The organism is Mycobacterium sp., assembly GCF_965277065.1.
Lineage (GTDB): Bacteria > Actinomycetota > Actinomycetes > Mycobacteriales > Mycobacteriaceae > Mycobacterium.
Genome location: NZ_CBDIBT010000019.1, coordinates 1,812,337 through 1,836,163, shown reverse-complemented (window position 1 = coordinate 1,836,163; position 23,827 = coordinate 1,812,337). Strand labels below are relative to the sequence as shown.

Genomic DNA, 23,827 nt, shown 5'->3' with positions numbered 1-23,827 from the left:
GCTGCGGGCTAGCTAGGTTCGCACCCCCCGCCGCTGAGCCTCTAGCGGCACGACCGGAGGACGCGCCAGGGGACCGCGGGTGATTGCGTTGAGTCGGATCTCGGGCAGGTCCACAGATGGTTGCGCGGTATCCAGCCACGCAACAGTGTCGGCCACATCTCTGGTCGTGACCGCGTACATCTCGAACGGAACGTCTTGTAGCATCTCAGTTTCCACTGGACCGGGCGTCACGATGTTGACGTTGATTCCATCGCGGTCAACCTCGAGAGCCAGCGCTCTAGCGAAAGCGTTCATCCCGGCTTTTGATGCCGAATACGCGGTTCGGCCCGGCATCGGCTCGTGTGCAGCCGAGGACGAGATGAAAACGAAGCGAGAGCCGGGCTGCATCACTGGTAGCGCGGCTTGGGTCACGACGAAGCAGGAGTCGAGGTTGGCGGACATCATCACTCGCCATTGTTCGACACTCTGCTTGCGTGCATATGTGCCTCCAAGTGTGCCCGCGGCGTGGACCAGCAGGTCGATTCGCGTCAGTTCGGCCACTGCCGCACCGAACGCGGCGGGGTCCGAAGCATCAGCAACCCGCCACCGCGCACCGATATTCTCAGCCGCGGCACGCAGCGGGCCTTCACGGCGCGCAGTAAGTATGACGTCATAACCGCGCTCGACAAGCACACGGCCGCAGGCTTTTCCAATACCGCCGCTGCCTCCGGTAATGACCGCGTTTCGGGCGGTGCGCCCGGGTGAATCCATCTATCCCTCCGTTTTCGGTTGTTAGGAGTGCACACCGTCGGTGCGCATGACGACGTGCGTGGAGGTCGCGGCGATGCGCTGAGAACCGTTCTTGGACAACACATATGCCTGGGCGTCTGCCAGGTGTCGCGAAGCGAGCCGCCGCGCGCGTTCTGGCTCACCGCGCTCGACGGCGTCGGTCAATGAGGTGTGTGTCTTCAAAACAGCCTTGCGTTCGGTCATCGACGGGTACTCGCCGACTGCTGCACTCGTTGTCGCCCAGCGTTGCTCGTGGCTGCTCCACAGCGCCTCGAGGCTGCCGACGACGGCTATCATCGTCGAGTTCCCACATCCGTGCACAACGGCATCGTGAAGCTGGCGCCCCAGATCGGTGAAAAGCGCTGCCTCGCTTATTTTCTCCGACATTGCGACGTTAATTCGTCGCATCTCGGGCACGATGGTGCTGACCCGGTCTTCTCGTTGCGCAGCCAGTGCCGCGCAGGTTGGTTCCAGGTCCCGAAGCGCAGCACCGAGGTCGTCGAGCAGGACGTGTTCGCTCTGGAGGAGCAGTCCGAGCATGTAGGCCGCGCTGGCCTTTGTCGGCGTGCGTATCACGGCGCCGCCCTGGTTGCCTCGACGCACCGATACCAGTCCCTCCGTCTCCAGTATTCGCAGCGCCTCCCGCAGCGACACTAGGCTGACATTGAAGCTCTTGCCGAGCACGGCCTGTGGGGGAAGCAAGTCGCCGTCGGCCAGTTCGCCGTCCAAGATCTGGCGGCGTAATTCGTGGGCGACTACTTCGGCGATTCGCGGTGAGGCCATTCGCGGCGCAGTTCCGCGGTCTACCCCAATCGTCATCCTGGACTGCCCATCCGCGGCGGTTCGGTTGCTCGGTGGTCGCCGCCGTCCACCTCGCGCAGGGCACACAACTATCGGCACGTCAGTAAAAAGCTATCATTATTAAGATTACCAAATAGCTGCCCCGGTCATTGGCCGCCCTCAGGACGCACGGTCGCAGACGTTACAAATTTCGTTCGATCTGTCTTTTATTGCTATGTTAGCGCTATAGGTCTAACGGGCCCCGTCTGGAAAGGTGGTGCGATGTCAGAGGTGGCACAGCGCTTCCCGTTCTCGAACTACCCGAAGGGGTGGTTCCAAGTGGCGTACAGCCGTGACGTAGCCGAGCAAGAAGTCATCTCGCTGCACTACTTCGGTCGCCAATTAGTCTGTTATAGAGGGGAATCGGGAAGTGCCTACGTGCTCGACGCCTACTGTCCGCACCTGGGCGCGGACATCTCGGCCGGAGGAACGGTGCGGGCGGACTGCGTGATCTGCCCGTTCCACGGCTGGACGTTCAACGGCAAGGGGGCCAATGTCGAAATCCCGTATACGAAGGCACCCAACCGGGTGGCGAAACTGCGGGCGTGGCCGACGGTTGAGAGGGCGGGGATGGTCTTCGTCTGGCATTCGCCCGAGGCCGGTGACCCCGAGTGGGAACTGCCGACGGTCCCCGAGGCCGAAGACGCCGCATTCGCGTTTCACGCGCCTGAGTCAGCCCGCTGGAAGTTTCGATCGCATCCGCAGGAAGTGTTCGAGAACACGGTTGACATCGCGCATTTCGCGACCGTTCACGGTGTCTCGGACTTCGGTAGTCTCAACGTTGAACACGATGGACACCTCTTTCGTGCGGTCGCCGAGGTCAACTTCGAGACCCCCCGGGGCCCGGTTTCGGGCGCGGTGGATTCTGAACTGTTCGGCATCGGCATCGACGTCGTGCGGCACCGAGGATTGGGCCGGTCGTGCACCCTGCTGACAGTCACGCCCATCGACGGTGAATACGTTGACGCGCGGTACACCTTCTTCGTCGCCCTTGACCCGGAGACCGGTGACAAATCCCGTATGGGTCTGGGATTCGCGCGCGATTTCTGCACGCAGATCGAGCAGGACATCCCCATCTGGGAGGCAAAGATATACCGTGACAAGCCGGCTCTTGCCCGCGGTGAGTCGGCGATCACCGAATTTCGGCGCTGGGCCGAGCGCTCCTACGCCGAGTCGGCCGGTATGCGGTGAAAGTTCCTTCCTACGAACAGATATTCGTTGGTGGACGGTGGCAGGACGCAACCGGTGGAGGCCGCATCGACGTGGTGTCGCCGCACACCCAGGAGGTCCTCGCCCACGCCGCGGCCGGCAGTGGTCCCGACGTCGACGCGGCCGTTCGCGCGGCACGCACAGCGTTCGACGAGGGTCCATGGCCACGGCTGAGCCACGCCGAACGGATCGCGGCGGTTGAGAGACTGGCCGGTGTGTACTCGACCCACATCGATGACATGGCGGATCTGATCACCGCCGAAATGGGTTCGCCAACGAGCTTCAGCCGACTCGGACAGGCCGCCGGCGCGGCATCGATGATGCACCTCGCGACGCAAACCGCGCGACACTTCCCGTGGACTGAGCGCCGCACGGGCGTTCTCGGCGACGTGCATCTGCGCCGGATGCCAGTAGGCGTGGTGGGGATCATCATCCCCTGGAACGTGCCCCAGAACCTGCTGATGCCCAAGCTGATTCCCGCGCTCATTGCCGGATGCACCGTGGTGATCAAGCCCGCCCCGGAGACGCCTCTAGACACGCTGTGGGTTGCGCAGATGACCGAGCAGATCGGCCTGCCTGAGGGTGTTGTCTCGGTGGTACCCGGCGGCCGTGCGGTAGGCGAGGAGTTGGTACGCCACCCTGGCGTCGACAAGATCGCCTTCACTGGAAATACCGTGACCGGACAGCGCATCGCGTCGCTGTGCGGGGAACAGCTCAAGCGATACAGCCTCGAACTCGGCGGCAAATCTGCCGCCATCATTCTGGATGACGCGCACATCGGGAAGACAGTCGCCGGCCTCAAGATGGCCAGCCTGATGAACAATGGTCAGGCGTGTGTGGCTCAGACTCGGCTTCTGGTGAGCGAGCGCAAGCATGACGAGTTCGTCGACGCGCTGGCCGACCTGATGTCGGAGCTGGTGGTGGGGGACCCGTTTAACTCCGAGACTGATATCGGCCCCCTGGTTACCCAACGTCAGCAACACCGCGTGCAGGAGTACATTCGTGCCGGCGTTGCCGAGGGCGCGAAACTGGTTGTTGGCGGCGACGATTCACCGAGGGAGCGGGGTTGGTACGTCCGACCGACATTGTTCGCCGACGCCACCAACGAGATGAAGATCGCGCGCGAAGAAATCTTCGGACCCGTGCTCACGGTCATCAAGTACACCGATGAACGGGACGCCATCCGCATCGCGAACGACAGTGACTACGGCCTGGCTGGTTCGGTGTGGACCAACGATGTCGCGCACGGACTGGAGATTTCCGGTCAGGTGCGCACCGGCACCTACGGTATCAACATGTACATGCTCGACATCTCCTGTCCGTTCGGCGGATTCAAGCATTCCGGAATTGGGCGCGAGTTCGCCGAGGAGGGTCTGGCCGAGTACACCGAGCTGCAGTCGGTGGTCAGCGCGGGCAAGCTGCCTGCTTTGGATAACGTTCGATAGCGCGTGTCTACTCTGGCATTAGCCACGACGTGGTCTGCCGTTGCGCACAGTTGGACGCAAACGCGTGCCGGGTACTCCTGGTTCGTTAGTTCGCTTGGACAATTGTCGGCTGGTCTGCGCTGACCTGCTGAAGATCAGCTCCTCCGTCGAGCGGATACCAGGGTGCGCGGCATCGAAAGTATTCCGTTTCGTCTGTTGCCGGTGAGCGTTCTACCCTTTCCAGCGCATGCTTTTTAAACCGCCGCGCTGCCGGACTCAGCGTGTGCTGTACAGGTTGGAATTGACGCTCGGACAACAGCTTTCCGTCACCCCAGACGGTGACCTCAGTCGTGGGGCACCGCATCAATTCCTGGACCTCGATGTTGAGCGGACTCTCCGGTGCCAACAAGTCGCTCTGAATCGCGAGGCTGGCAGGTTGTGCCTCGGACAATTCCGCAAGCCACGATGTGTAAATCGAGGTCGGCCTGACTCCGAGGATCACTAGCGGAGTGAGATCACAAGGCGAAGTGGTCCACGCAGATACCCGCCAGCCGGCCCGGACCCGGTCGAAGATCCACCCGCCAGCGGAGTGCACGATGTCTGCGACGTCGTCCGCGATGACAGCGACGGTGCAATCCATCGCCCCGAGCGAGCGCGAGAGTCTCGCGCACTTGCTGTCGGCACCGAATTCCGAGTCGACACCGTCCACCTCGAAGTGCTTCATCGCCGAAACCCCTGCGCGGCAGGGAAGCCACGGAGTCCATCCTCGTGCAGAGACCGTAGGTCGACGCGGCTTATAAGGCTGTCAGGTAACAGAGTACGACTCATGACGGTCGGCATCGTGCGACCACCTCCCAAGACGATAGTGTGACACTTCATGGCTCAGATGTAAACACATAACAAAGTGTTGGCCGGGACGAGCGCGGTATGTTTGCGCGACCCTGACTGCACATGTTTCACGAGCCACGCGCCGAGGCCGCGTTGGGCCTAAAGAGTTGTCTAGAAGTCTGATTGAAGGATCAGGCACCGTTCGCACGGTGCCGCAACAGTTGGCCGGCGTGGCGCGGAAGAAGGACGTCCGGCGGAGCGCTGTCCGAGATCGCAAGGACGTCCATCGCCGGTACTGTTTTACATTCGCGGTGACAAACGTTATCGGCGGCGCGCTGCAGTTGGGCCTGGCCGCTTCCCGCGTCCGGCTGGCGCGGGTAGTTACAAGAGCCCCTAACCCTGCATCGGAGACAACCCCCGTCGCCTCGTGAGGACGCCCCGGCGGTCGTTGCAACGGATCGACTCCGCGCCACGAGTTCGAGCTTCCGCGAATGATGTCCCGTCGCCGAGAAAAGTTGAGGCTCAACAGGTTGGCGGACAGCAACGGGTCGACCGTGTGAGAGTTCGCGGAGTGGGTATAGCGGCGAGGTGTAAGTCCGGCTGCGGATGACATTCGGCTGGGCGACGTCTGAAAGGTTCGTCGAGTGACGCCTCAACCGGTGCCCGAAGATTTGCGCGAGTTGGCTGCCGCCCACGGGGTAGCGACCAGTTATCGCAACGAGCGACGCGAGCTGGTCGAGGTCGACCTCGATGTGGTCGTGAAAGTGCTTGGGCTACTGGAGGTTGACGCACGCAGCCAGACTGATCGGCGCCGCGAGCTAGCCCGCCTCACCAAGAACGGTCGGGTCGATCGTCTCGCGCCGACAATAGCGGTGCGGGTCGGTGGGCATGCGCGGGCGATACCCGGTGCGGCCCTGCTGGTAGCCGAAGACGGCGTCGAGACGGCCCTGCGCGGGGAGGTGCCCGGTGACCTGTCGCCTGGTTGGTACCGGCTTCACACCAGCGACGGCCAAGAAGCCACACTGGTGGCCGCCCCGCCGCGGCTGCGGACGCCGCCGGCCACCTGGGGTTGGATGTTGCAGCTCTACGCACTTCGCTCGGCCGGTTCGTGGGGCGTGGGTGATCTGCGAGACCTGCGGGAGTTCATAGATTGGACCGCCGCCGAGCACCATGCCGGCGCGGTCCTACTGAATCCGCTGCACGCCCCCGGTCCGACGCATCCGGTGCAGCCGTCGCCCTACACGCCCTCGAGCCGGCGCTTCGCCAATCCACTTGCGCTGCGCATCGAGGATCTCGAGGCCTACCGTCGGGCCGATCCCGAGACCCGCGCGGAAGTGGACGCGTTGCGGGTTTCGGCAAGCACCGAGCGCATCGACTACGACCTCGTCTGGTCTGCGAAACGGGCGGCGCTGGAATTGCTTTGGCGCGCCGAGGGTCGGCCATCCGGCGACGGCGGCTCGCCACTACCGGGACTAGCTGACTGGGCCACGTACTGCGCACTGGCCGAAGGCCATGGGGGCCGCTGGAGCCGCTGGCCCGAGCCGCTGCGTGACGTCGCTGGGCCGGCGGTGGCTGCGGCGCGCCGGGAGCTGGCGCCACGGGTCGCATTCCACTCGTGGATTCAACACCGGTGTAGCGAGCAGTTGGTCGGCGTTCGGGACGCCGCGCACGCCGCTGGCATGGCCTTGGGGGTGATACACGACCTCGCGGTGGGGGTCGACGCCGACGGCGCTGATGCGTGGGCTTTGGCCGACGTGCTGGCCACCGGGGTGACGGTCGGGGCGCCGCCCGACAACTACACCCCGCCCGGCCAGGACTGGGGGCTGCCACCGTGGCGTCCGGACCGCCTCGCCGCCACCGGCTACGGCGCGCTACGCGACATGCTGGCCGCTGTGCTTGCTCACGCGGACGGTCTGCGGATCGACCACGTCGCCGGCTTGTGGCGGTTGTGGTGGATCCCACCGGGGGACGGCCCTGATCGCGGCACCTACGTGCACTACGACTCCGACGTAATGCTGGCCGTGTTAGCGCTAGCTGCACACCAGGCGCGCGCGATCGTGATCGGCGAGGACCTGGGCACCGTGGAACCGGAGGTCACCCAGGCGCTGGCGGACAACGCCATGCTCGGATGCGCCGTGTCCTGGTTCGTCCGCGACGAGGCCGCGCCCGACCAACCGCTGCTGCCGCCTGCCAAGTGGCCGCAGCGCGCAGCCGCGAGCATCTCCACCCACGACTTACCCACCGCTGCGGGATTTCTGCGGGGCGATCACGTGCGTGCGCGCGCTGATCGCGGCCTCCTCGACGACGTGCCGGCCGAGTTGGCCGCCGCCGAGCGGGAACGAACCGAGCTGCTGGCATTGCTGGGCTCCGAAGGTCTGCTGCCGCCGACTGACAACGGGTCCGAGCCGGACGAAGCTACGATCATCGCGGCCATGCATCGGTTGCTCGCCGCAACGCCGAGCCGGTTGAAATTGGTCTCGCCGTTGGACGTTCTCGCCGAACCTCGACAACCCAACCTGCCCGGCACTGTCGACGAATACCCTAACTGGCGAATCCCGCTGCCGCACAGCCTGGAACAGCTACGCACGGACCCACGGGTAGCCGCGATGGTCGCCGCATTCCAGGACAGTCACCACCGGTAGCTGCAAGCCGCTTCGCGGGCGATTCGCAGGGCTCGCGCGTCGGCGATTCTGCAAAAGCGGCGACAAACGTCAGATTCGGTGTGCGCACCGCGGTACGGCTTAGGTCATCGTGCCCAGAGGTCTACTCCGCGAGGAAATGTCGAGCCGATAAACTCGTCTGGCCGGGGTATCCCCTGGGGATGCATTCAATTCGCACCGGATCAGGCAAACCGCTCCTACTCGTCCACGGCATCTCCAACCTGCACAACTGGGACCTCGTCGTGCCTGCCCTGGCCCGCGAACGCACGGTGATCGCCATCGACCTTCCCGGCTTCGGCGAAAGCCCACCCCTGACCAGTGAAGTCTCCATCGCCTCCCTCACCGATGCCGTCGAGAATTTCATCGCGGAGCAGGATCTCGGCGGCGTCGACGTGGTCGGTAGTTCGATGGGCGCTCGCATAGTGCTTGACTTGGCCCGCCGCGGTCATGCCGGTGACGTAGTCGCGCTCGATCCGGGAGGATTCTGGTCCGACCGGCAGGTCAAGATCTTCGGCGCCACCGTGGGCCCGTCGCTCGCCTTGGTCAAGCGCATTCAACCGCTTCTGCCCGCCCTGACCAAGAGCGCCGTCGGGCGCACCGCGCTGCTGCTGCAGTTCTCCGCCAAACCGTGGCGACTCCCCGCGGATCTGGTGCTGGGGGAACTGCGCAACTTCAACAGCTCTCCGAGCCTGAACGACGCGGTGCGAGCGCTGGTGCACGGGCCCAAACAGCAAGGTGCACCGGCAGGTTCGTTGAAGGGGCGGGTCACGATCGGCTGGGGTCGCAACGACCGCGTGACCCTGCCGAGCGAAGCCGACACCGCGATGCGAGCCTTTCCCGACGCCTCCCTGCACTGGTTCTCCGACTGTGGCCACTTCCCCCACTGGGACCGGCCCGAGGAGACTGTGCGGCTGATCCTCGGAGCCACCGGGTAACCCGCGAGCAGGCAGAGGCTCTCGCCCGAGACGGATGTCAGCCTGAGGCGGCGGGTGCGGCCGAACGAGGAAATCGTCTGAACTGGACTTATGCAGCGAAGATCAGCAAGGTCCGGCGACACGCCGAGTCCGTGCGCGGATTGACTAGGCTTCGGTGAACAAGCAACAACTCCCGGCACGTAGCCAACGGGGAACGATTGCTACGCCGGACCCCGCGATCGAGCAGCAAACATTATGCTTGTGCGGCCGCAGCATGGGTACTCATCTGAGCGCGATGACAGAGATGTCCCACCGAAGCACGGAAGACATCGATCCTTTCGTGCGCGTTTACGGGACGCGGGTCCACAATCTACGAGGTGTCGACGTAGTAGCGCCGCGTGATGCGCTGGTCGCATTTACCGGGATCTCCGGGTCCGGCAAATCGTCGTTGGCGTTCGGGACCATCTATGCCGAGGCCCAGCGCCGCTACTTTGAATCGGTCGCTCCGTACGCGCGTCGCCTGCTCTTGCCAACCGGCGCGCCGAAGGTAGATGACATCACCGGGCTACCGCCCGCTGTCGCATTGCAGCAGCGCCGGGGTTCGGCGACGTCGCGGTCGACGGTCGGTACCATCACCACCCTGTCGAATCTGCTGAGGATGCTGTTCTCCCGCGCCGGAACCTACCCGCCGGGGGCCACGGAGCGACTGGACTCCGATGCGTTCTCCCCGAACACCGCGGTTGGGGCCTGCCCCGAGTGCCACGGGCTGGGGCGGATCCATCGGGTGACCGAAGAGACACTGGTACCCGACCCGTCGCTGACCATCCGCGAAGGCGCCGTTGCCGCCTGGCCGGGTGCGTGGCAGGGCCAAAACCTACGCGACATTCTCGTCACGCTGGGGTACGACATCGACAAGCCGTGGCGAAAACTTGCTAAGCGTCAACGCAATTGGATTCTGTTCACCGACGAGCAACCAACAGTCGAAATCGATCCGGGCCAGCATCCCGTGCAGGCCGACTATTACTACAACGGCACGTTCTCCAGCGCCGAACGCCACGTCCGCCACACGCTGGCCAACTCCCACAGCGCGATGATGCGTCGCCGCGTGCTGCAATTCGTCGACAGCGTCGAGTGCCCACTATGTGACGGTTCCGGGCTGCGGCCGGAGGCGTTGCAAGTGACTTTCGCCGGGCAAACCATCGCCGACTACGTGGCGATGCCGTTGGCCGACCTCGCTGACACGTTGCGCCCGACGGCTTCTCGGACCGATGCCGCCGCCGCGTACGAGTCCACGGAATCCGGTGAGCTGACGGAAGTGGCGACCATGATCGCCGCCGACCTCGTCGCACGCCTGCAGATACTCATCGATCTCGGCCTCGGCTATCTCACGTTGAATCGTCGCACTCCGACGGTGTCACCAGGTGAACTGCAGCGGTTGCGGCTGGCCACTCAACTGCGCGCCGGCTTGTTCGGCGTGCTCTATGTGCTCGACGAGCCGTCCGCTGGACTGCACCCCGCGGACGCCGAACCGCTACTGGACGTGCTTGATCGCCTGCGGCGCGCGGGCAATTCGTTGTTCGTAGTCGAGCACGATATGGACGTGGTACGCCGTGCCGATTGGATCATCGATGTCGGACCGGGGGCGGGAGAGTTTGGCGGAAAGGTGCTTTACAGCGGGCCGGTGCCAGGGCTCGTCGACATCGAGGAGTCGGTCACTCGTAGATACCTCTTCGAGGAGGCCGGGCCGCCGTCTCGTCAGCCCCGCACGCAGTCCGGGCGGCTGCAGCTGCGCGGAATCTGCTTCCACAATTTAAGAGACCTCGACGTGGACCTGCCACTTGGCGTCTACACCGCCGTCACCGGCGTGTCCGGTTCCGGCAAGTCGACGCTCGTCGTCAAGGTCCTCGGCGATGTCGTGAACCGCCACCTCGGCACCAGACGCGGTGTCGAGCCGGCCGAATCCGACGACAACGAAGCCGACACCGGGATCCTCGATCTCGATCACGACGCGAGCGCCGGCGTGACGGCAGCAGGGGTCGAGCAGATCAACCGGCTGGTATCCGTCGACCAGCGCCCGATCGGACGCACCCCGCGCTCGACGCTGGCGACCTATACCGGCTTGTTCGACGCCGTGCGCCGCGAATTCGCTGCGACCTCAAAGGCGCGGAGGCGCGGGTGGACGGCGGGCAGGTTTTCGTTCAACGTGGCCGAAGGCCGCTGCCCGACCTGTCAGGGAGAGGGATTCGTATCGGTCGAATTATTGTTCCTGCCAGGCACATACGCCACTTGTCCGGCGTGCCACGGAGCGCGTTACTCCGACGAGACACTCGAGGTGCGCTATCGCGACCACACGATCGCCGACGTCCTTGCGATGACCGTCGACGAGGCCTCGGAGTTTCTGGCCGACGTCGCCAACGCAGTGCGGAGTCTGACCACACTGAAGATGGTCGGACTCGGATATCTCCGTCTCGGACAACCTGCGACCGAGCTGTCAGGCGGCGAGGCGCAGCGGATCAAACTCGCCTCCGAACTGCAGAGACCCCAACGGGGGCATACGCTCTATGTCCTCGACGAGCCAACCACCGGGCTTCACCCTGCCGACGTCGATCTGCTCGACCGGCAACTGCACCGCCTGGTCGACGCGGGCAATACCGTCGTGGTGGCCGAACACGACATGCGGATGGTTGCGGGTGCGGACTGGGTGATCGACCTGGGACCGGGAGCCGGCAGCGACGGCGGCCGGGTCGTTGCGGCGGGACCGCCAAAGAAGGTGGCAGGTGCGAAACACAGCCGTACGGCGCCTTACCTGGCAAAGCAGTTGGCGCCGCCTGCTACTCGATGAAGAAGTTGCGAAGATCAGCAAACTGAAAATGTCTGTCTGACAACACATCGGCGATGACGGTCGCGATGTCTGCTTTCGAGGACGAAGTACGCGCAAAATATGCCGCAGGACAACGTTAAAGACAATGCGGACACCTTAAACACATAACGGTAGACGACGGAAACGTACCCGGGACGACCGTGAGTAAACGGTGGCGGCGATTCGATCCGCTAACGACGGCGGCCCGAATCGGTTGGGAGGGGCCATAACGCAGCCGCATGATGATTGTCGGGAATCGGTAGATAACGAAAAATGCTGTAGCACAACATGTAAGAACCCATACAGGTTCACGGAACCAGCGGTAACCGCTTAGGGAGGCAATAGCAGCTGCTACGTGCGGGGTGCGCCACCCTCGTGAACCGGACGCGGGCGCGCGACACGACCACGGTTGCCGATCGTGTGAGGTTCATACCGTCACCGGGTGGGTACGCGCCACTACACATTTGCGCCAGTCGGCGAATCTGGGAGCGGAGACGGCTAATGGGGATAACCAACCGCCTGGATGAGTTGCAGCGGCGCCATCCCGTGCTCGGGTTTCCGCTGGCGGTGCTTTACAAGTACATCGACGATCAGGGCAGCTATCTGTCGGCGTTGATCGCCTACTACGCGTTCGTCTCGCTGTTTCCGTTGCTGCTCTTGTCGTCGACGGTCTTGGGCTGGGTGCTGGTCGGTCATCCGGCTGTGCACGATCAAGTGCTGCATTCGGCGTTGAGTCAGTTTCCGGTGATCGGGTCGCAACTTGGGCAACCCAAACAGCTCAGCGGCGGCATCACCGGGGTGGTCGTCGGGGTACTAGGCGCGCTGTACGGGGGTCTCGGGGTCGGCCAAGCCCTGCAAAACGCCATGAACACGCTCTGGGCGGTCCCGAAGAACAAACGGCCCGATCCCTTCGTGGCGCGGGGACGCAGCCTGCTGCTGCTGGTCACCGTCGGCGGAGCGTTGCTGGGCACCACGGTGCTTTCGGCGATCAGCGGCGGGGCGGGGGCGTTCGGCGCCGTGGTCAAGGTGGCGGTCCTGGCGGCGTCGATCGCGGTGAACGCGGCGGCGTTCCTTTTCGCGTTCCGCGTTAGCACCGATCGGGAATTGTCGGTCAGACAGGTCGCGCCGGGAGCGGTGATCGCCGCGCTGGGCTGGCAGCTCTTGCAGTCCTTCGGCGCCGTGTACGTCGGGCACGTTGTCAAGAGTGCGAGCGCCACCAACGGGGTGTTCGCGTTGGTGTTGGGGATGCTGGCGTTTCTGTACCTGACCGCCACCGTGGTGGTGCTGTGCGTGGAGATCAACGTGGTGCGGGTTGATCGGTTGCATCCGCGGGCATTGTTGACCCCGTTCACCGATGATGTCGACCTCACCGATGCCGACCGCCAGGCGTACACCGATCAGGCCACAGCTCAACGCAGCATTGGCTTCCAAGACATCGACGTCACTTTCGGCGCCCCGCCCAACCGGGACAAGGAGTCCCAGGATGACGACGACACCTCTGCCGGTCCGGAATCATCCCGACAGCCCCAGACACCGCCGACGGTGAGATGAATACGCTAATGCTCACCAGCGACAATCTCTACCTACCGTTTCCGCCGCCGCCCGGTCAACTCCCATAGCCTTTTCTCATTCATCGGCACGACCTTCAGCACCGACGGATCACCGAAACCGGTTGCCACAATTTGCATTACGAGTCTTCCGTGGATTCTGGCAGCATCTTGGGCGTCCGGTTCTGCTGCAGCTTGATTCCGTCCGGCGTCACGGGCGTGTAGAGGTTGATCAACGACCCTTCAGGGTCGCGGATCAGGACCGAAACGTTGCCCCACGGCATCGTGGTAGGCGCCTGCACAACGTCGAGATCGTCGAACTCGGTCTTTAGGATGGCGTAGAGGGCCTCGGTGTCCTCTACCAGGAATTCGACGATCGCGGTGTTGTTGGCGCCTGCGCGCGGCCGATTTTCGCTGATGAACGCGACTCGGTCAGGGCCGCTCAGGGCAAACGTGGCCGACGGTGTGACCAGCTCGACGAAGTCGTCGGTCAGATATTGCGGGGTCGCGCCCGTAAGGACCGCGTAGAACCGGACGAGACGCGGGAGGTCATCGGTGATGACGCGGACAGAAGCAAGTTGGACTGTGTTTAATTTCGGCATGGGCGCCACGCTAAGCCAATCAGGTGCGGGCCACCGGGGCCGTCGCAATGATGGTGCCATCGGCCGCACTGCCCGGCACTGACAAACTTGATCGTTTGGCCACAGTCTCCTCCACAACTAACTAATTTCGGAAAACTGAATCACGCGGTCATTGAAGCGGTGGACGGCATCGTGCCCGAGCATCCGCTGTAACGCAGGCACATTCACGCCGGCCGAACCGCCAGCGACACGCAATTGCGCGTCAGAAGCTAAGCCTCGGGCAGCCACCTGACAGCGGCCTCGCCGCTGCTGTCGGGACTCGAATTAAAGGCGAGTGGCGTCAGCGGTGCCCCATGCCGGACAGCGTCGATAACGTGTTCAAACTCGGCCACATGCTTGGTTGTCATGCGGACGCCGGCGCCGATCACGATGCAGTCGTAAGACTGGCGTGCGAGGCGGTCCAGAATGTCGCCACGCAACGTTTCGTCTGCCCGGATTGGTAGATGCTCCGCTTCCCAACCCCGGTCATGCATCAGCTGCAAGTCCCTTTTTATGCCTTCGGCGATCAGGTTCTCGTTCAAGCCCGGCGGCATGGCCGGGTCGGTGAAATCGACTGCATCGGGCGCATATCCGATCACTAAGACGCGCGTCATCCTGTCCTCTCGTCATGGTCGAGATGCTGTCCGGAACAGCGCTGATTTCGAAGGCTTTCAGCCAGAAGCCACAGAGGTCATTCTCGGCACTGGTGGGGCCGAACCGCAAAGTTTCTAAGAACAGACTTGGGGGCAACGCGGTCATTCGCGGCAGTCAGCGGAGGCGACACTCGGGTGCGCTTCAGCCGAAGGGGGTTCGACGGCCCTCTCGGACGTAGCGGCCGGCGTTGATGATGTGGTCGTCGCTGTGGGCGGCTGTCCGCTTCGTGAGGTGCCCGAACATTTGGATGCCGAACCCGCCATCGAGGTCGTCGACAATCCGCTTCTTCCACGGCCGCCGGAGGATCTGCGTGGTCAAACGCCGAATCGTGCGCGGCTGTTTCATGATGTGGTCGGCGATAGCGTACGCGCGGGTGACGAGGTGCTTCCGGGGCAGGATTTCGTTGACCATGCCGTAGTCCAACGCGGCGCGTGCATCGATGGACTCGCCGGTCAGCAGGGCATACGCCGCCCGCTTGACGCCCAGCAGCTCCTGGAAACAGCTGTGAACGCCGTCGCCGGGGATCGAGCCGATGCCGTAATGCAGGTCGTAAATGTGCGCATCTTCGGACATCAGGGTCAAGTCGCACATGAGCAAGAGTTCAGAGTGGTACCCGTCGCCGTTGATCAGGCCGATGGTCGGAATCTGCAGATCGTTGATCAGGCTGCTCACGTTGGTGCGGCCGTCCTTGTAGGCGTACTCGTATGCCCAGTATTCAAGGTCGTTTTCCTCGATTTCGAATCCTTGTGGGTCTGAACCCATCATCCAGTCGCGCCCCGAGCCGGTGAGGATGAGCACCTCGTTTTCGGGATCCGCGCCGACGGTTTTGAGGAACTGGCCGAGGGCCCGGTGGTTTTGCACGCTCAGTTTGATCGAGTCGCCGTGCGTGTGGGCTTGGGCGAGCAGCACTCCGTCGTCGCGGCGGTCGAGGATGAAGAAATCCTTGAACTGTTCCCGGTACTCTTCGAACGTCGGGGTGGACAGAAATTCTTGTAATGACACGGTTTTCATCTCCAGTATGTAGGTGGTGTCGTTACGGTTGGTGTCGGTCACCACCGGCGCGGCGCCTGGTGACCTCAGCGATGCAGGCCCAGTCCAAGTCCTCGCCGACGTCCTCGACGGCTTCCTCGAAGATCCCTCGCAGCACCGCGCCGGTGGGCAGATTGACGCTCAGTTCCTCAGCGAGGCCGAGGGCCAACCGAAGGTCTTTGAGTCCGAGCCTGCTGGTGAAGCCGGGTGGTGTGTAATTGCTCGTGGCGATCGCGTGGCCGTACCCGCGGTAGACCGGTCCCGGAAAGACCGAATCGTTGATCACCTCGATGAACTGCTCAGTGTTCAGACCTTGCCGTTCGAGCATGGTGACCGACTCTGCAAGTGCCTGTAATGCATGGACGATGAGGTAATTGACGGAGACCTTCACGGCGAGAGCCGACGCTGGAGACGGCCCGAAATCCCAAACCCGCCGGCCGATCGCTTCAAGCAGCGGAGTCACGACGGTCCGCCCCTCTGGCTCGCCCGATGCCAAAATGGTGACCTTGCCGGCAACCACCACCTCCGGGCGGCCAAGGACGGGTGCGCTGACATACCGGGTGCCGTTTTCTCGTGCCATCGAGGCGAAGTCGAGCGCGGTGGCGGGGCTGATCGTGGCGTGGTTGACGTGGATACACCCTTCCGGTGCAGCGTTGAGCCGCTCGGGGGTGAAAACCTGGCGGACCGCATCGTCGTTGGACAGCATCGAGAAGACCACGCCGGTTGCGATGGCGTCTTCTGGGTCCTCGCCGCGGGCCGCGCCGCGTTCCACGAGCGCATCGACCTTGCGTGCCGTCCGCGCCCACACCGTCACGTCGTAGCCGGCCTCGATCAGCTGCACCGCCATGGCAGATCCCATGTTCCCGAGACCAATAAAGCCGACACGCCGTGGCCCGTCGATCCCGGGTCCTCCAGTGGTGTTGTCGTTCAACGCTTCTCCTTCATAGGCAATGGATCACTCGGGTCTGCCTGAGTTGGCTTATGTCGAGTGCTGGTGTACGACGACGGACAAGGCGCGGACGATCTCCGTCGTAGGGTTGCGGTAGTGATGCGGCGTTGTCGGGTCGAAGGCCAGGGAATCTCCTTCAAGGAGACGGAAGGTGTCGAATCCGATGACGGCTTCGAGTTCACCGTGCAGGACATAGAGGTATTCGCGGCCGTCGTGTCGGACGGCCTGCCCGCTGTCGGAGGACTGCCCGCCGGGGGCGTAGACGACCTCGAGGAAGTCCACCTTGCTGTCGTGGGTGGGGGTGAGGCGTTCCCAGCGAACACCCGACGAAAGCTCAATGGTGCGGCGATCATTCGCCCGCTGCACGATGCCCGCCCCGTCGGGACCCGTCGCTCGGCCCCACGAGCCCGTGTCCGGAGTTGCGGCGCCGTTTCTCGCGGAGCCCGGGTGATCGGCACCGTTATGCGCCATGCTTACCGGTTCTGCCGAGGCGGCCCCTTCACTGCTGAATAAGGAATCCAGCGTGATGCCCAGTTCGTTGGCCAGTTCATAGACCACGCGGGCGGACGGCGCGGTCATTCCGCGCTCCACCTGGGAGACGAGACTCGGCGAGCACCCCGCCCGGGCGGCGAGTCCCCGCACCGACATACCTTGCGCGGTGCGGACCTGGCGGATCCGTCCGCCGAGATCGTTCGTCGGTGCGCTTGCTGCGTGGACAGCTGGCTGATTATCCATGATCACTCCCATGTGTACTGTAACGTACAGATCGTACACAAAACGACACACTAGACTAGCGATCCGTCCTTAATTCGCCGGTATGCGCAGCTAAATCAAGGGCAAATCTGCTCAGCGACCATCGCGGTACCCAGCGCTTACAGTATACTAAACAACAGTGTCCAATATATTGAACACTCGGAATAAGAGGTGACAATGATGTTTGCTCCAGAGGCCGCCCTTGCTGTCAACCATGTCGGGGTGACGGTTCCCGACATTCATGCTGCGATCGACTGGTACCAGGCTGTCTTCGGCTTCCGGTGCATCATGGGTCCGCGTGAACTCGAAGTCACCGGACACGCCGAGGCGTCGTCGGTTTTCGGCGGCAGGTTTCGCCGCGCCTGGCAGGCCCACCTGCTCACCGGGAATTCGGTAGGAATCGAGCTGTTCCAGTTCATCGACCCGCCGACCCGCGGGCCCCGGCCGACGCAGGAGTCGCCGCCGTGGCTCGAGCGCGGGCTGTGGCATCTCTGCATCACCCACCCCGACGTTGCGGCCATGGTCGATCACATCGTCGATCACGGCGGCGCGCTACTCGCGCAGCCCAACCAATTCGTGCCCGGACGACCCTGGACGCTGGCCTACACCACCGACCCTTGGGGGACCGTGCTTGAGGTGATGAGCCACAGCTATGCCGAGGCGTTCAGCAACTGGCCCCAGCCCGGGCAGTTGACACCGCCAACGCTCGTGCCGAGGCCGCAGGGCGATGGCGATGCCGGTCCGCGCAAACGCGAATAACGCCGCCCTGGCCAACAGCAGTGACAAATCCAGGGCTGCCGTGAGAAGAGGCCATGGGCTGGCCGCTTTGACTGGGACTGTTATCCGATGCCCAGTAACAACGGCGACTTGGGGACCAGAACAACCGAACGGGTGCGCCTACCGCGGGCTCAGCGACGACCATGCTGGACGAGTATTCAACGACGGACAGGGTGTATGCCGTTCGCGGTCGCGGTTCCTCGGCCGCGCCTTGAGAAACCGTCCTGAGGGTGTCGCCCGGGCAGACCTCGAGGCGGGAAAACCGTTGTCGTTGCTGGGATTACTCGTCGGCGAGTGTTCGATGCGCAGTTCGATGCCCTGTTCGCGTTGCCGCAGGTCGACCAGCGGCGGCATCTCCCCGGCCATCGCAACAAACGACAGTCGTGTCATCAACTCCAGATCGATGCCCCCCGGCTTGGCGGGTGCGCTGTTGTGGTGCGCCCTTTTGACACTTGGCTAGTACTTAGAACACAGGCTGAGAAAGTCGCGATAAAATAGTCAGCGAGCTTATCGGCTCGGGATCGAGGGCGTCCGCTCACGTGTGACGCGATAGGCGGTACGGGTCGTGGCGGCGGCGACCTTCGGTGCAGGCGCGCACGGAACGACGCATCACCCATCGGGGAGAGAGTTCGCCAGCTTGATGACCGAACCTCGCGCTCACGGGTCTGGGATTGGCCTGCAACACGCATTGCTCAACTGAAGGACGGCGCCTGCGGACTGGCCGATCGGGGGACTAGGTGCGGCAGCACACGCGGGCCGGTGCTCGGATCCCCACGTTGCAGCGGCCGACCGAGGCCGCTTCACATGTGAAAACTTAAGAAACTTTACAGGTACTTCACACTTTGAACTAATCAGATGCTTAAGCTTAAGCCGTCAGTGACTGGCTCGGTGATTGGCAGAATCGCGCACCGTCCCGGGTGCGGCGAGGAGAGGAAGAATTATGGTCAACATCCGCAGGATCGCTCGGCTAGGCACGCTGGCAATCGGGTTGGGCATTGGGGCCGCATGGGCCCACATGCCGATCGCGTCGGCAGACACGTCCAACGACTGGTTGTCGTCGGTTGATGGTCTTCTCAGTGGTGCGTCACCGGCCGCCACGGTGACGGATTTCCAGGTCTCATTCAACGGGACAGATTTGTTCCCCACACTCGGCAACGAAGCCACCGCCACCACGGTGGCCGGCCAATACGGCCTGGCGATCGCCTACGGTGACGGCGCCAAGGCCACCGCCGAGGGTGGCACCGGCGACTACGCCCTGGCTGCAGGCACCCATGCTCTCGCCAATGCCGGATCGCTCACCGCCGGCGCCACGAACTTTAATTACGACTCGGCCGTCGACGTCGGCAACAATGCAGACCCCTCCAGCTACAACGGCGCAACCTTCGGCTCCTACGCCGGCGGCGGCAGCCTGATCGGCGGCATCGACAGCGGCACCACCGGCTCAAGCCACGACTCGGCGTACGACTTCGGCAACAACAACCCCATCAGTAGTACCGACGGCGGCAGCGGCGGCGCTTCCGCCGGCGACAGCGCGCTGATCGGAGAGGGGTCCACCGCCGGTAACGGTGACACCGCCTACGTCTACGGCAACATCACCGGATTCGGTGACGGCTCCGACTCGGTCGGCGGCAACAACGACTACGCCAACACGTTCGGCACCGAGACCGGCAACAGCCAGGGTGCGTTTGCGGGCTTTGGCAACAACAACTCCGCGATCGCCGACACCAACTACACCAAGGACTTCTCGAATGTCGAGGCGTCCCACGGCGACGGCAACTACGCCTACGTCTACGGCCCCGACAACAGCACCGCTGTCGCCGGCGGCTACGGCGGTGTCAACCTCGGCAACAACGACATCGCCTACGTCTCGGACCCCTTCAGTGGCACCACGGGCGCCGCCGACAACGCGGTGGCCGGCTCCACCAGTACCGTGGCCGGCAGTAATGACCTGGCCGAAGTCCTCCTCACGCACGGCGACGCCAGCGCTCTGGGCAACCTGATGTACGACATCGTCTCGCTGTTCGGTTCCACATCCGGCTCGTTCTAAGGGTCACCGTCCTCAGTGTGAACCGTGAAAGTCGTATGCCTGTGCCCGTCGGGACCAGGCGAACGCGGCGGCCAGCATCAGCAGCCCCAGGGTGACGACCCGTTTGGTGCCCAACCAGGCGACGACGAAACGCGGCTCCAGCTGAACGACTCGACGTTGACCATTCCGTCGGCGATCTGGTCAAACCGTTGGCCCCTGAAGAGCTTGCGGCCCGACCTGCCCGTCATCCCGGAATGCTCGCTGCGCGTGGTGGAAAGGGACCGCGACCGCCGGACGTATTTCGCCCCACCGGCATCTGGGTGGTCTCTATCATTGGGATGGCCTCCAGAATCAACTACGGTCGAGCTGTGTGCGTGGGGCCTTGCAGACGCCCCTGCGGGAGAGTGATAGGCCGATCATGGTCGACATCACCGAACCGGTCTTCGACGCGCACTTCCATGTCGTCGATCCGAGTTTCCCGCTGATAGCGAACGACGGCTACGTGCCCGACCCGTTCACCGTGACTGACTACTGCAGCAGCGTTGGGTCCCTGGGGGTCTCGGGCGGCGCAGTCGTCAGCGGCTCGTTTCAGGGTTTCGATCAGCAATACCTGGTCTGCGCACTGGAGGCCTTGGGTCCTGGCTACGTGGGGGTGACGCAGCTGCCAGTGGATGTGTCACCGGGGCGTATCCGTCAATTGGATGCTGCTGGCGTGAGGGCGGTGCGGTTCAACCTCTATCGTGGCGGGTCAGCGCCGGTGGGCGAGCTGGATACGCTGGCCCGGCGGGTCCACGAGGTGGCCGGGTGGCATAGCGAGTTGTACGTCGACGCTGCCGACCTGCCAGACCTTGCGCCGACATTGCAAGCCCTGCCGCAGGTCAGCATCGATCACCTGGGGATGTCCGATGACGTCACCGGTACCTTGCTGGATCTTGTGGCCGGTGGCGTGGTCGTCAAGGCCACGGGTTTCGGTCGGATCCACCACACAGATCCTGACGCGCTGATGGCCCACATCGTCAACGTGAACCCCTCCGGGTTGGTCTTCGGCACCGATCTGCCCTCGACTCGGGCCCGTACACCCTTTCAGCCCGGCGACATCCTTCGGGTGGCTGAGGCGGTCGGCGGCGAGCACGCGAGCAATGTCCTGTCCCACAACGCGCGCAGGCTCTACCGGCTCTGAGCCGACCGCTGGTGCACCGCTGAGTCATGCGTCAAGATCGCAGGTGGACGAAGGGGAGCCAGCATGTCGCCACGTGCCTATCAACGTCTGCGCGGAGCTCACCTCGATGCCGTGCAGGCCGCACTCGAGGATCATGTGGGCCGCCTCGAGTGGTCGGCGGCGCAGATTCGTCGGCACCAGGACCTTCGGTTGCGTGCCTTGCTCGGATACGCCCGCGAGCGTTCCGCGTTCTACGCCGAGCGGCTGCGAGGTCTGGACGTCGAGGCGGTGACGTCGGCCGATCTGTCGTCGATTCCGATGCTCACCAAGGTCCAGGCCCAAGGCGGCTGGGATGCGATCATCACGACGCCGGAGCTCGATCGCCACGGTGCCGAACGCGTACTGCGCGAGCAGAGCGGGTTTTCGTATACCCGGCACGACGAGCAGGTGTTCAGTTCCGGCGGCTCCAGCGGGGTGCGCGGGGTGTATGTCTGGGACTGGCAGTTCTTCGTCACCACCGCGTGCCTGGCGTGGCGCATGCAGGCCCGCGATGAACGGCGCACCAAGTCGACGCCGAATCCGCGGCTGGCGGTACTTGCCGCTGGTGGGCCTCCCCACGCCAGCACGCCGTTGTTCGACGTCCCCACCGTCGCGGGCATGGACACCGTCGTCGTCGAAGCGGGGGCCCCGTTCCCGGAGGTCCTGGCAGCGGTCGACCGATACGCTCCGACGCACCTGGTGGGCTACCCCAGCGTCATCGGTCGACTGGCTCGCGCGTCACTGGCCGGGGAAATTGGCATCCGCCCCGTGCGGGTGAGTACCAACTCAGAGCCGCTGTTGTCCGAGGATCGGGACGCGATCGTCAACGCCTGGCAGGTACCGCTGTACAACCTCTGGGGTTCAACGGAACTGGGCGTACAAGCGGTCGGATGCGGGTTAGGACCAGGGCTGCACGTCTGCGAGGACGAAGTGATCCTCGAACGGGTCGACCGCACCGGGTCACCCGTCGCGCCCGACGAACCAGCGGCCCGGACGCTGGCTACGGGCCTGTCCAACCGTACGTTCCCGTTCATCCGGTATGACCTCGGCGACGAGATCACCATGATGCCCGGGCCGTGCCCCTGCGGGAGCGCGTTCGCCCGGATCGGCGCCATCACCGGCCGCCGAGACGACGACTTCGTCTACGGCTCACACACGGTCCCCGCCAGTGCCTTTCGCCACGTTCTGGGCACTGACGCGCGCATCGTCGAATACCAGGTCCTGCAGACCGAGGGCGGGGCAGAGGTACTGGTCGTCGCCGACGCCGACCTGCAACCACTGGTCCCCGCGTTGGTCGCGGCGATGCAGCGCCACGGCGTAACGGACCCCGCCGTCACGTTACGCACCGTCCAGACCTTGGGCCGTCATCAAAGCAGCGGCAAACTCAAACGTTTCGTAGCACTCCCGGCACGCTGACGCGCCGAGCTCTCAGATCGCCGTCGAGATGTTCCAGGCCTCGGTACTCACGGTTCTCACCGCGGCAGCGGCGGTCGCGTGAGAACGGGTTTGACGTGTGGCTCGAGCAGAACGTCGGGTGCACTATCCCATTCGTGTGTGGTCGCAAAGATTTGGGGGTGGAGTCGGTTTCGCTCCAGCAGCGACAGGACGTGCTGCACGTGCGGTGTGATGCTGACGAATCCGGTCGAGAAGGTGACGTCGCGCTGATACATCTCCCATACCGGCATCCGCACGTCTTGAAAGAACATGCCGATGTTGGACAGGTGCCCACCCGGGGTCAGACACCGGATTGCGTCGGCGAGTCGTTTGGGTTCAGCGGTGGCCGACAGCACGATCGGAAACGCGCTGTGGTGACGGGCAGGATCGATCGCCGGATAGGCGGCAGCACCCAGTTGCGCGGCGAGCTCGCGCCGCTCTTCGTCTGGGTCGACGAAGGCGACACCGGCAGCCCCCAGTGCCAGCGCCTGGTCGACGGCGAACAGACCCAGGCTGGGCAGACTGCTCACCACCAGCACCGCAGCTGCGGGGTGGCGGGACAAGCCCCGCCAGGCGGCGACGTAAGCGTCGGTGAGGTTGTCGCTGGCGCTGGCAGCCCGGACCGGTTCGATGGTGTCCGGCAGGCGGGTCAGCATCCCGTCCGCGAAGGGCACTTTGACCTCATCGGAGAACAGCCCACCCCAATGCCCGGCGATCGGCGCCCCGTAACCGGAGAGCCCCGGCACGGTCGAGCACGCGGTCGGTAAACCTTGTCGACACTGAGCGCATACGCCGCACGAAATATGCCAGGGCACGACGCAGATGTCGCTGGGAACGAAGTGTCGCACCGCCGCGCCGACGTCGATCACTTCGGCGACACACTCGTGGCCGATGGGGTAGTCCCGACCGAAATCGACCTGACCCGCGATGATGCTTCGGTCCAGGTCGCACGCCGTTGACGCCAGCGGACGCACGACGGCCTCGAGTGGGCCGTTGACCCGTAGATCGGCGACGTCACGCCACGCCAACGTCCCCGTCTTTACGAAGTGCAACGCTTTCACCGGCTGACGCCTCCTGCAGAGTGACGGGCGGTCGTGGCGGCCGGATGGGTATCCGGAGATGGCGGGAGCGTCGCCGCGTCTTGAGCACACCCTAATCGGCATCGAACTCGACGACCGAACAACCTGTTGCGCAACGGCTTCGGTTGACCGCAAAGCAGAGCGCGATCGTTCGTCGCAGGCTTCGAGCACAGCGGCCCGCCGCGCTCGTCGATATCGTCACGATCGACGGCGACAGCGCTGACCGCGGTCGAACTGGTGATCGTCAGCGTCATCCCG

19 protein-coding genes are annotated in these 23,827 nt (G+C 64.0%); 10 read left to right on the top strand and 9 right to left on the bottom strand.

Annotation, left to right across the window (positions count from 1 at the left end; translation table 11 throughout):
* Positions 1-12: 12 nt before the first annotated feature.
* Both ACQY5A_RS26190 and ACQY5A_RS26185 read right to left on the bottom strand, forming a co-directional pair.
* On the bottom strand, positions 13-750 hold the full coding sequence (locus ACQY5A_RS26190; protein ID WP_428343135.1) for an SDR family oxidoreductase: 738 nt from the start codon (positions 748-750) through the stop codon (positions 13-15).
* 21 nt (positions 751-771) lie between these two features.
* Positions 772-1,587 (bottom strand): FadR/GntR family transcriptional regulator, encoded by an 816-nt coding sequence (locus ACQY5A_RS26185; protein WP_428343134.1) that lies wholly within the window; start codon positions 1,585-1,587, stop codon positions 772-774.
* Between the two features lie 243 nt (positions 1,588-1,830).
* On the opposite strand from ACQY5A_RS26185, the gene ACQY5A_RS26180 reads away from it, so the two are divergent.
* The gene (locus ACQY5A_RS26180) at positions 1,831-2,799 is read left to right on the top strand and encodes a Rieske 2Fe-2S domain-containing protein (protein WP_428343133.1); all 969 of its coding nucleotides are present in this window, start codon (positions 1,831-1,833) and stop codon (positions 2,797-2,799) included.
* The gene (locus tag ACQY5A_RS26175; protein ID WP_428343132.1) at positions 2,796-4,262 is read left to right on the top strand and encodes an aldehyde dehydrogenase; all 1,467 of its coding nucleotides are present in this window, start codon (positions 2,796-2,798) and stop codon (positions 4,260-4,262) included. The genes ACQY5A_RS26180 and ACQY5A_RS26175 overlap by 4 nt, the downstream gene beginning before the upstream one ends.
* A gap of 85 nt (positions 4,263-4,347) precedes the next feature.
* On the opposite strand, the gene ACQY5A_RS26170 is transcribed toward ACQY5A_RS26175, so the two are convergent.
* Entirely contained in the window at positions 4,348-4,965 is a 618-nt protein-coding gene (locus ACQY5A_RS26170) for a hypothetical protein (protein ID WP_428343131.1), read from the bottom strand.
* A gap of 748 nt (positions 4,966-5,713) precedes the next feature.
* Here ACQY5A_RS26170 and malQ point away from each other — a divergent pair.
* The 4 genes from malQ to ACQY5A_RS26150 all read left to right on the top strand — a co-directional run bounded on the left by malQ (position 5,714) and on the right by ACQY5A_RS26150 (position 13,054).
* Positions 5,714-7,711, top strand: a complete 1,998-nt coding sequence (gene malQ / locus ACQY5A_RS26165; RefSeq protein WP_428343130.1) for a 4-alpha-glucanotransferase — start codon at positions 5,714-5,716, stop codon at positions 7,709-7,711.
* A gap of 179 nt (positions 7,712-7,890) precedes the next feature.
* A complete protein-coding gene (locus ACQY5A_RS26160; protein ID WP_428343129.1) occupies positions 7,891-8,664 on the top strand; it encodes an alpha/beta fold hydrolase in 774 nt (257 codons plus the stop codon).
* Between the two features lie 274 nt (positions 8,665-8,938).
* Entirely contained in the window at positions 8,939-11,485 is a 2,547-nt protein-coding gene (locus tag ACQY5A_RS26155) for an ABC transporter (RefSeq protein ID WP_428343128.1), read from the top strand.
* A gap of 519 nt (positions 11,486-12,004) precedes the next feature.
* On the top strand, positions 12,005-13,054 hold the full coding sequence (locus ACQY5A_RS26150; protein WP_428343127.1) for a YihY/virulence factor BrkB family protein: 1,050 nt from the start codon (positions 12,005-12,007) through the stop codon (positions 13,052-13,054).
* Between the two features lie 136 nt (positions 13,055-13,190).
* Here ACQY5A_RS26150 and ACQY5A_RS26145 read toward each other — a convergent pair whose 3' ends face one another.
* The 5 genes from ACQY5A_RS26145 to ACQY5A_RS26125 form a co-directional block, all read right to left on the bottom strand.
* A complete protein-coding gene (locus tag ACQY5A_RS26145; RefSeq protein WP_428343126.1) occupies positions 13,191-13,652 on the bottom strand; it encodes a VOC family protein in 462 nt (153 codons plus the stop codon).
* A 248-nt stretch (positions 13,653-13,900) separates the two neighbouring features.
* Positions 13,901-14,284, bottom strand: coding sequence for a hypothetical protein (locus ACQY5A_RS26140; RefSeq protein ID WP_428343125.1), 384 nt, complete (start codon positions 14,282-14,284; stop codon positions 13,901-13,903).
* Positions 14,285-14,465: 181 nt separating this feature from the next.
* Positions 14,466-15,377, bottom strand: coding sequence for an enoyl-CoA hydratase/isomerase family protein (locus ACQY5A_RS26135; RefSeq protein ID WP_428343124.1), 912 nt, complete (start codon positions 15,375-15,377; stop codon positions 14,466-14,468).
* Positions 15,358-16,284: an NAD(P)-dependent oxidoreductase gene (locus tag ACQY5A_RS26130; protein ID WP_428338652.1), complete on the bottom strand. Its 927-nt coding sequence runs from the start codon at positions 16,282-16,284 to the stop codon at positions 15,358-15,360. The genes ACQY5A_RS26135 and ACQY5A_RS26130 overlap by 20 nt, the downstream gene beginning before the upstream one ends.
* A 48-nt stretch (positions 16,285-16,332) precedes the next feature.
* Entirely contained in the window at positions 16,333-17,037 is a 705-nt protein-coding gene (locus ACQY5A_RS26125) for a helix-turn-helix domain-containing protein (RefSeq protein ID WP_428343123.1), read from the bottom strand.
* 198 nt (positions 17,038-17,235) lie between these two features.
* On the opposite strand from ACQY5A_RS26125, the gene ACQY5A_RS26120 reads away from it, so the two are divergent.
* The 4 genes from ACQY5A_RS26120 to ACQY5A_RS26105 all read left to right on the top strand — a co-directional run bounded on the left by ACQY5A_RS26120 (position 17,236) and on the right by ACQY5A_RS26105 (position 22,472).
* Positions 17,236-17,814 carry a VOC family protein gene (locus tag ACQY5A_RS26120; protein ID WP_428343122.1) on the top strand — a complete coding sequence of 193 codons (579 nt, stop codon included), beginning with the start codon at positions 17,236-17,238 and terminating at the stop codon, positions 17,812-17,814.
* 958 nt (positions 17,815-18,772) lie between these two features.
* Positions 18,773-19,879 carry a hypothetical protein gene (locus ACQY5A_RS26115; RefSeq protein ID WP_428343121.1) on the top strand — a complete coding sequence of 369 codons (1,107 nt, stop codon included), beginning with the start codon at positions 18,773-18,775 and terminating at the stop codon, positions 19,877-19,879.
* A 397-nt stretch (positions 19,880-20,276) separates the two neighbouring features.
* Positions 20,277-21,038, top strand: a complete 762-nt coding sequence (locus ACQY5A_RS26110) for an amidohydrolase family protein (protein ID WP_428343120.1) — start codon at positions 20,277-20,279, stop codon at positions 21,036-21,038.
* A gap of 63 nt (positions 21,039-21,101) precedes the next feature.
* Positions 21,102-22,472: a phenylacetate--CoA ligase family protein gene (locus ACQY5A_RS26105; protein WP_428343119.1), complete on the top strand. Its 1,371-nt coding sequence runs from the start codon at positions 21,102-21,104 to the stop codon at positions 22,470-22,472.
* A gap of 56 nt (positions 22,473-22,528) precedes the next feature.
* Here ACQY5A_RS26105 and ACQY5A_RS26100 read toward each other — a convergent pair whose 3' ends face one another.
* On the bottom strand, positions 22,529-23,551 hold the full coding sequence (locus ACQY5A_RS26100) for an alcohol dehydrogenase catalytic domain-containing protein (protein ID WP_428343118.1): 1,023 nt from the start codon (positions 23,549-23,551) through the stop codon (positions 22,529-22,531).
* Positions 23,552-23,827: the final 276 nt, after the last annotated feature.

Bases quoted from the DNA above. Each gene is read 5' to 3' on its own strand.
- ACQY5A_RS26190 (WP_428343135.1), bottom strand. From the start codon at position 750: ATGGATTCACCCGGGCGCACCGCCCGAAACGCGGTCATTACCGGAGGC.
- ACQY5A_RS26185 (WP_428343134.1), bottom strand. From the start codon at position 1,587: ATGACGATTGGGGTAGACCGCGGAACTGCGCCGCGAATGGCCTCACCG.
- ACQY5A_RS26180 (WP_428343133.1), top strand. From the start codon at position 1,831: ATGTCAGAGGTGGCACAGCGCTTCCCGTTCTCGAACTACCCGAAGGGG.
- ACQY5A_RS26170 (WP_428343131.1), bottom strand. From the start codon at position 4,965: ATGAAGCACTTCGAGGTGGACGGTGTCGACTCGGAATTCGGTGCCGAC.
- ACQY5A_RS26160 (WP_428343129.1), top strand. From the start codon at position 7,891: ATGCATTCAATTCGCACCGGATCAGGCAAACCGCTCCTACTCGTCCAC.
- ACQY5A_RS26155 (WP_428343128.1), top strand. From the start codon at position 8,939: ATGACAGAGATGTCCCACCGAAGCACGGAAGACATCGATCCTTTCGTG.
- ACQY5A_RS26150 (WP_428343127.1), top strand. From the start codon at position 12,005: ATGGGGATAACCAACCGCCTGGATGAGTTGCAGCGGCGCCATCCCGTG.
- ACQY5A_RS26145 (WP_428343126.1), bottom strand. From the start codon at position 13,652: ATGCCGAAATTAAACACAGTCCAACTTGCTTCTGTCCGCGTCATCACC.
- ACQY5A_RS26140 (WP_428343125.1), bottom strand. From the start codon at position 14,284: ATGACGCGCGTCTTAGTGATCGGATATGCGCCCGATGCAGTCGATTTC.
- ACQY5A_RS26125 (WP_428343123.1), bottom strand. From the start codon at position 17,037: ATGGATAATCAGCCAGCTGTCCACGCAGCAAGCGCACCGACGAACGAT.
- ACQY5A_RS26120 (WP_428343122.1), top strand. From the start codon at position 17,236: ATGTTTGCTCCAGAGGCCGCCCTTGCTGTCAACCATGTCGGGGTGACG.
- ACQY5A_RS26115 (WP_428343121.1), top strand. From the start codon at position 18,773: ATGGTCAACATCCGCAGGATCGCTCGGCTAGGCACGCTGGCAATCGGG.
- ACQY5A_RS26110 (WP_428343120.1), top strand. From the start codon at position 20,277: ATGGTCGACATCACCGAACCGGTCTTCGACGCGCACTTCCATGTCGTC.
- ACQY5A_RS26105 (WP_428343119.1), top strand. From the start codon at position 21,102: ATGTCGCCACGTGCCTATCAACGTCTGCGCGGAGCTCACCTCGATGCC.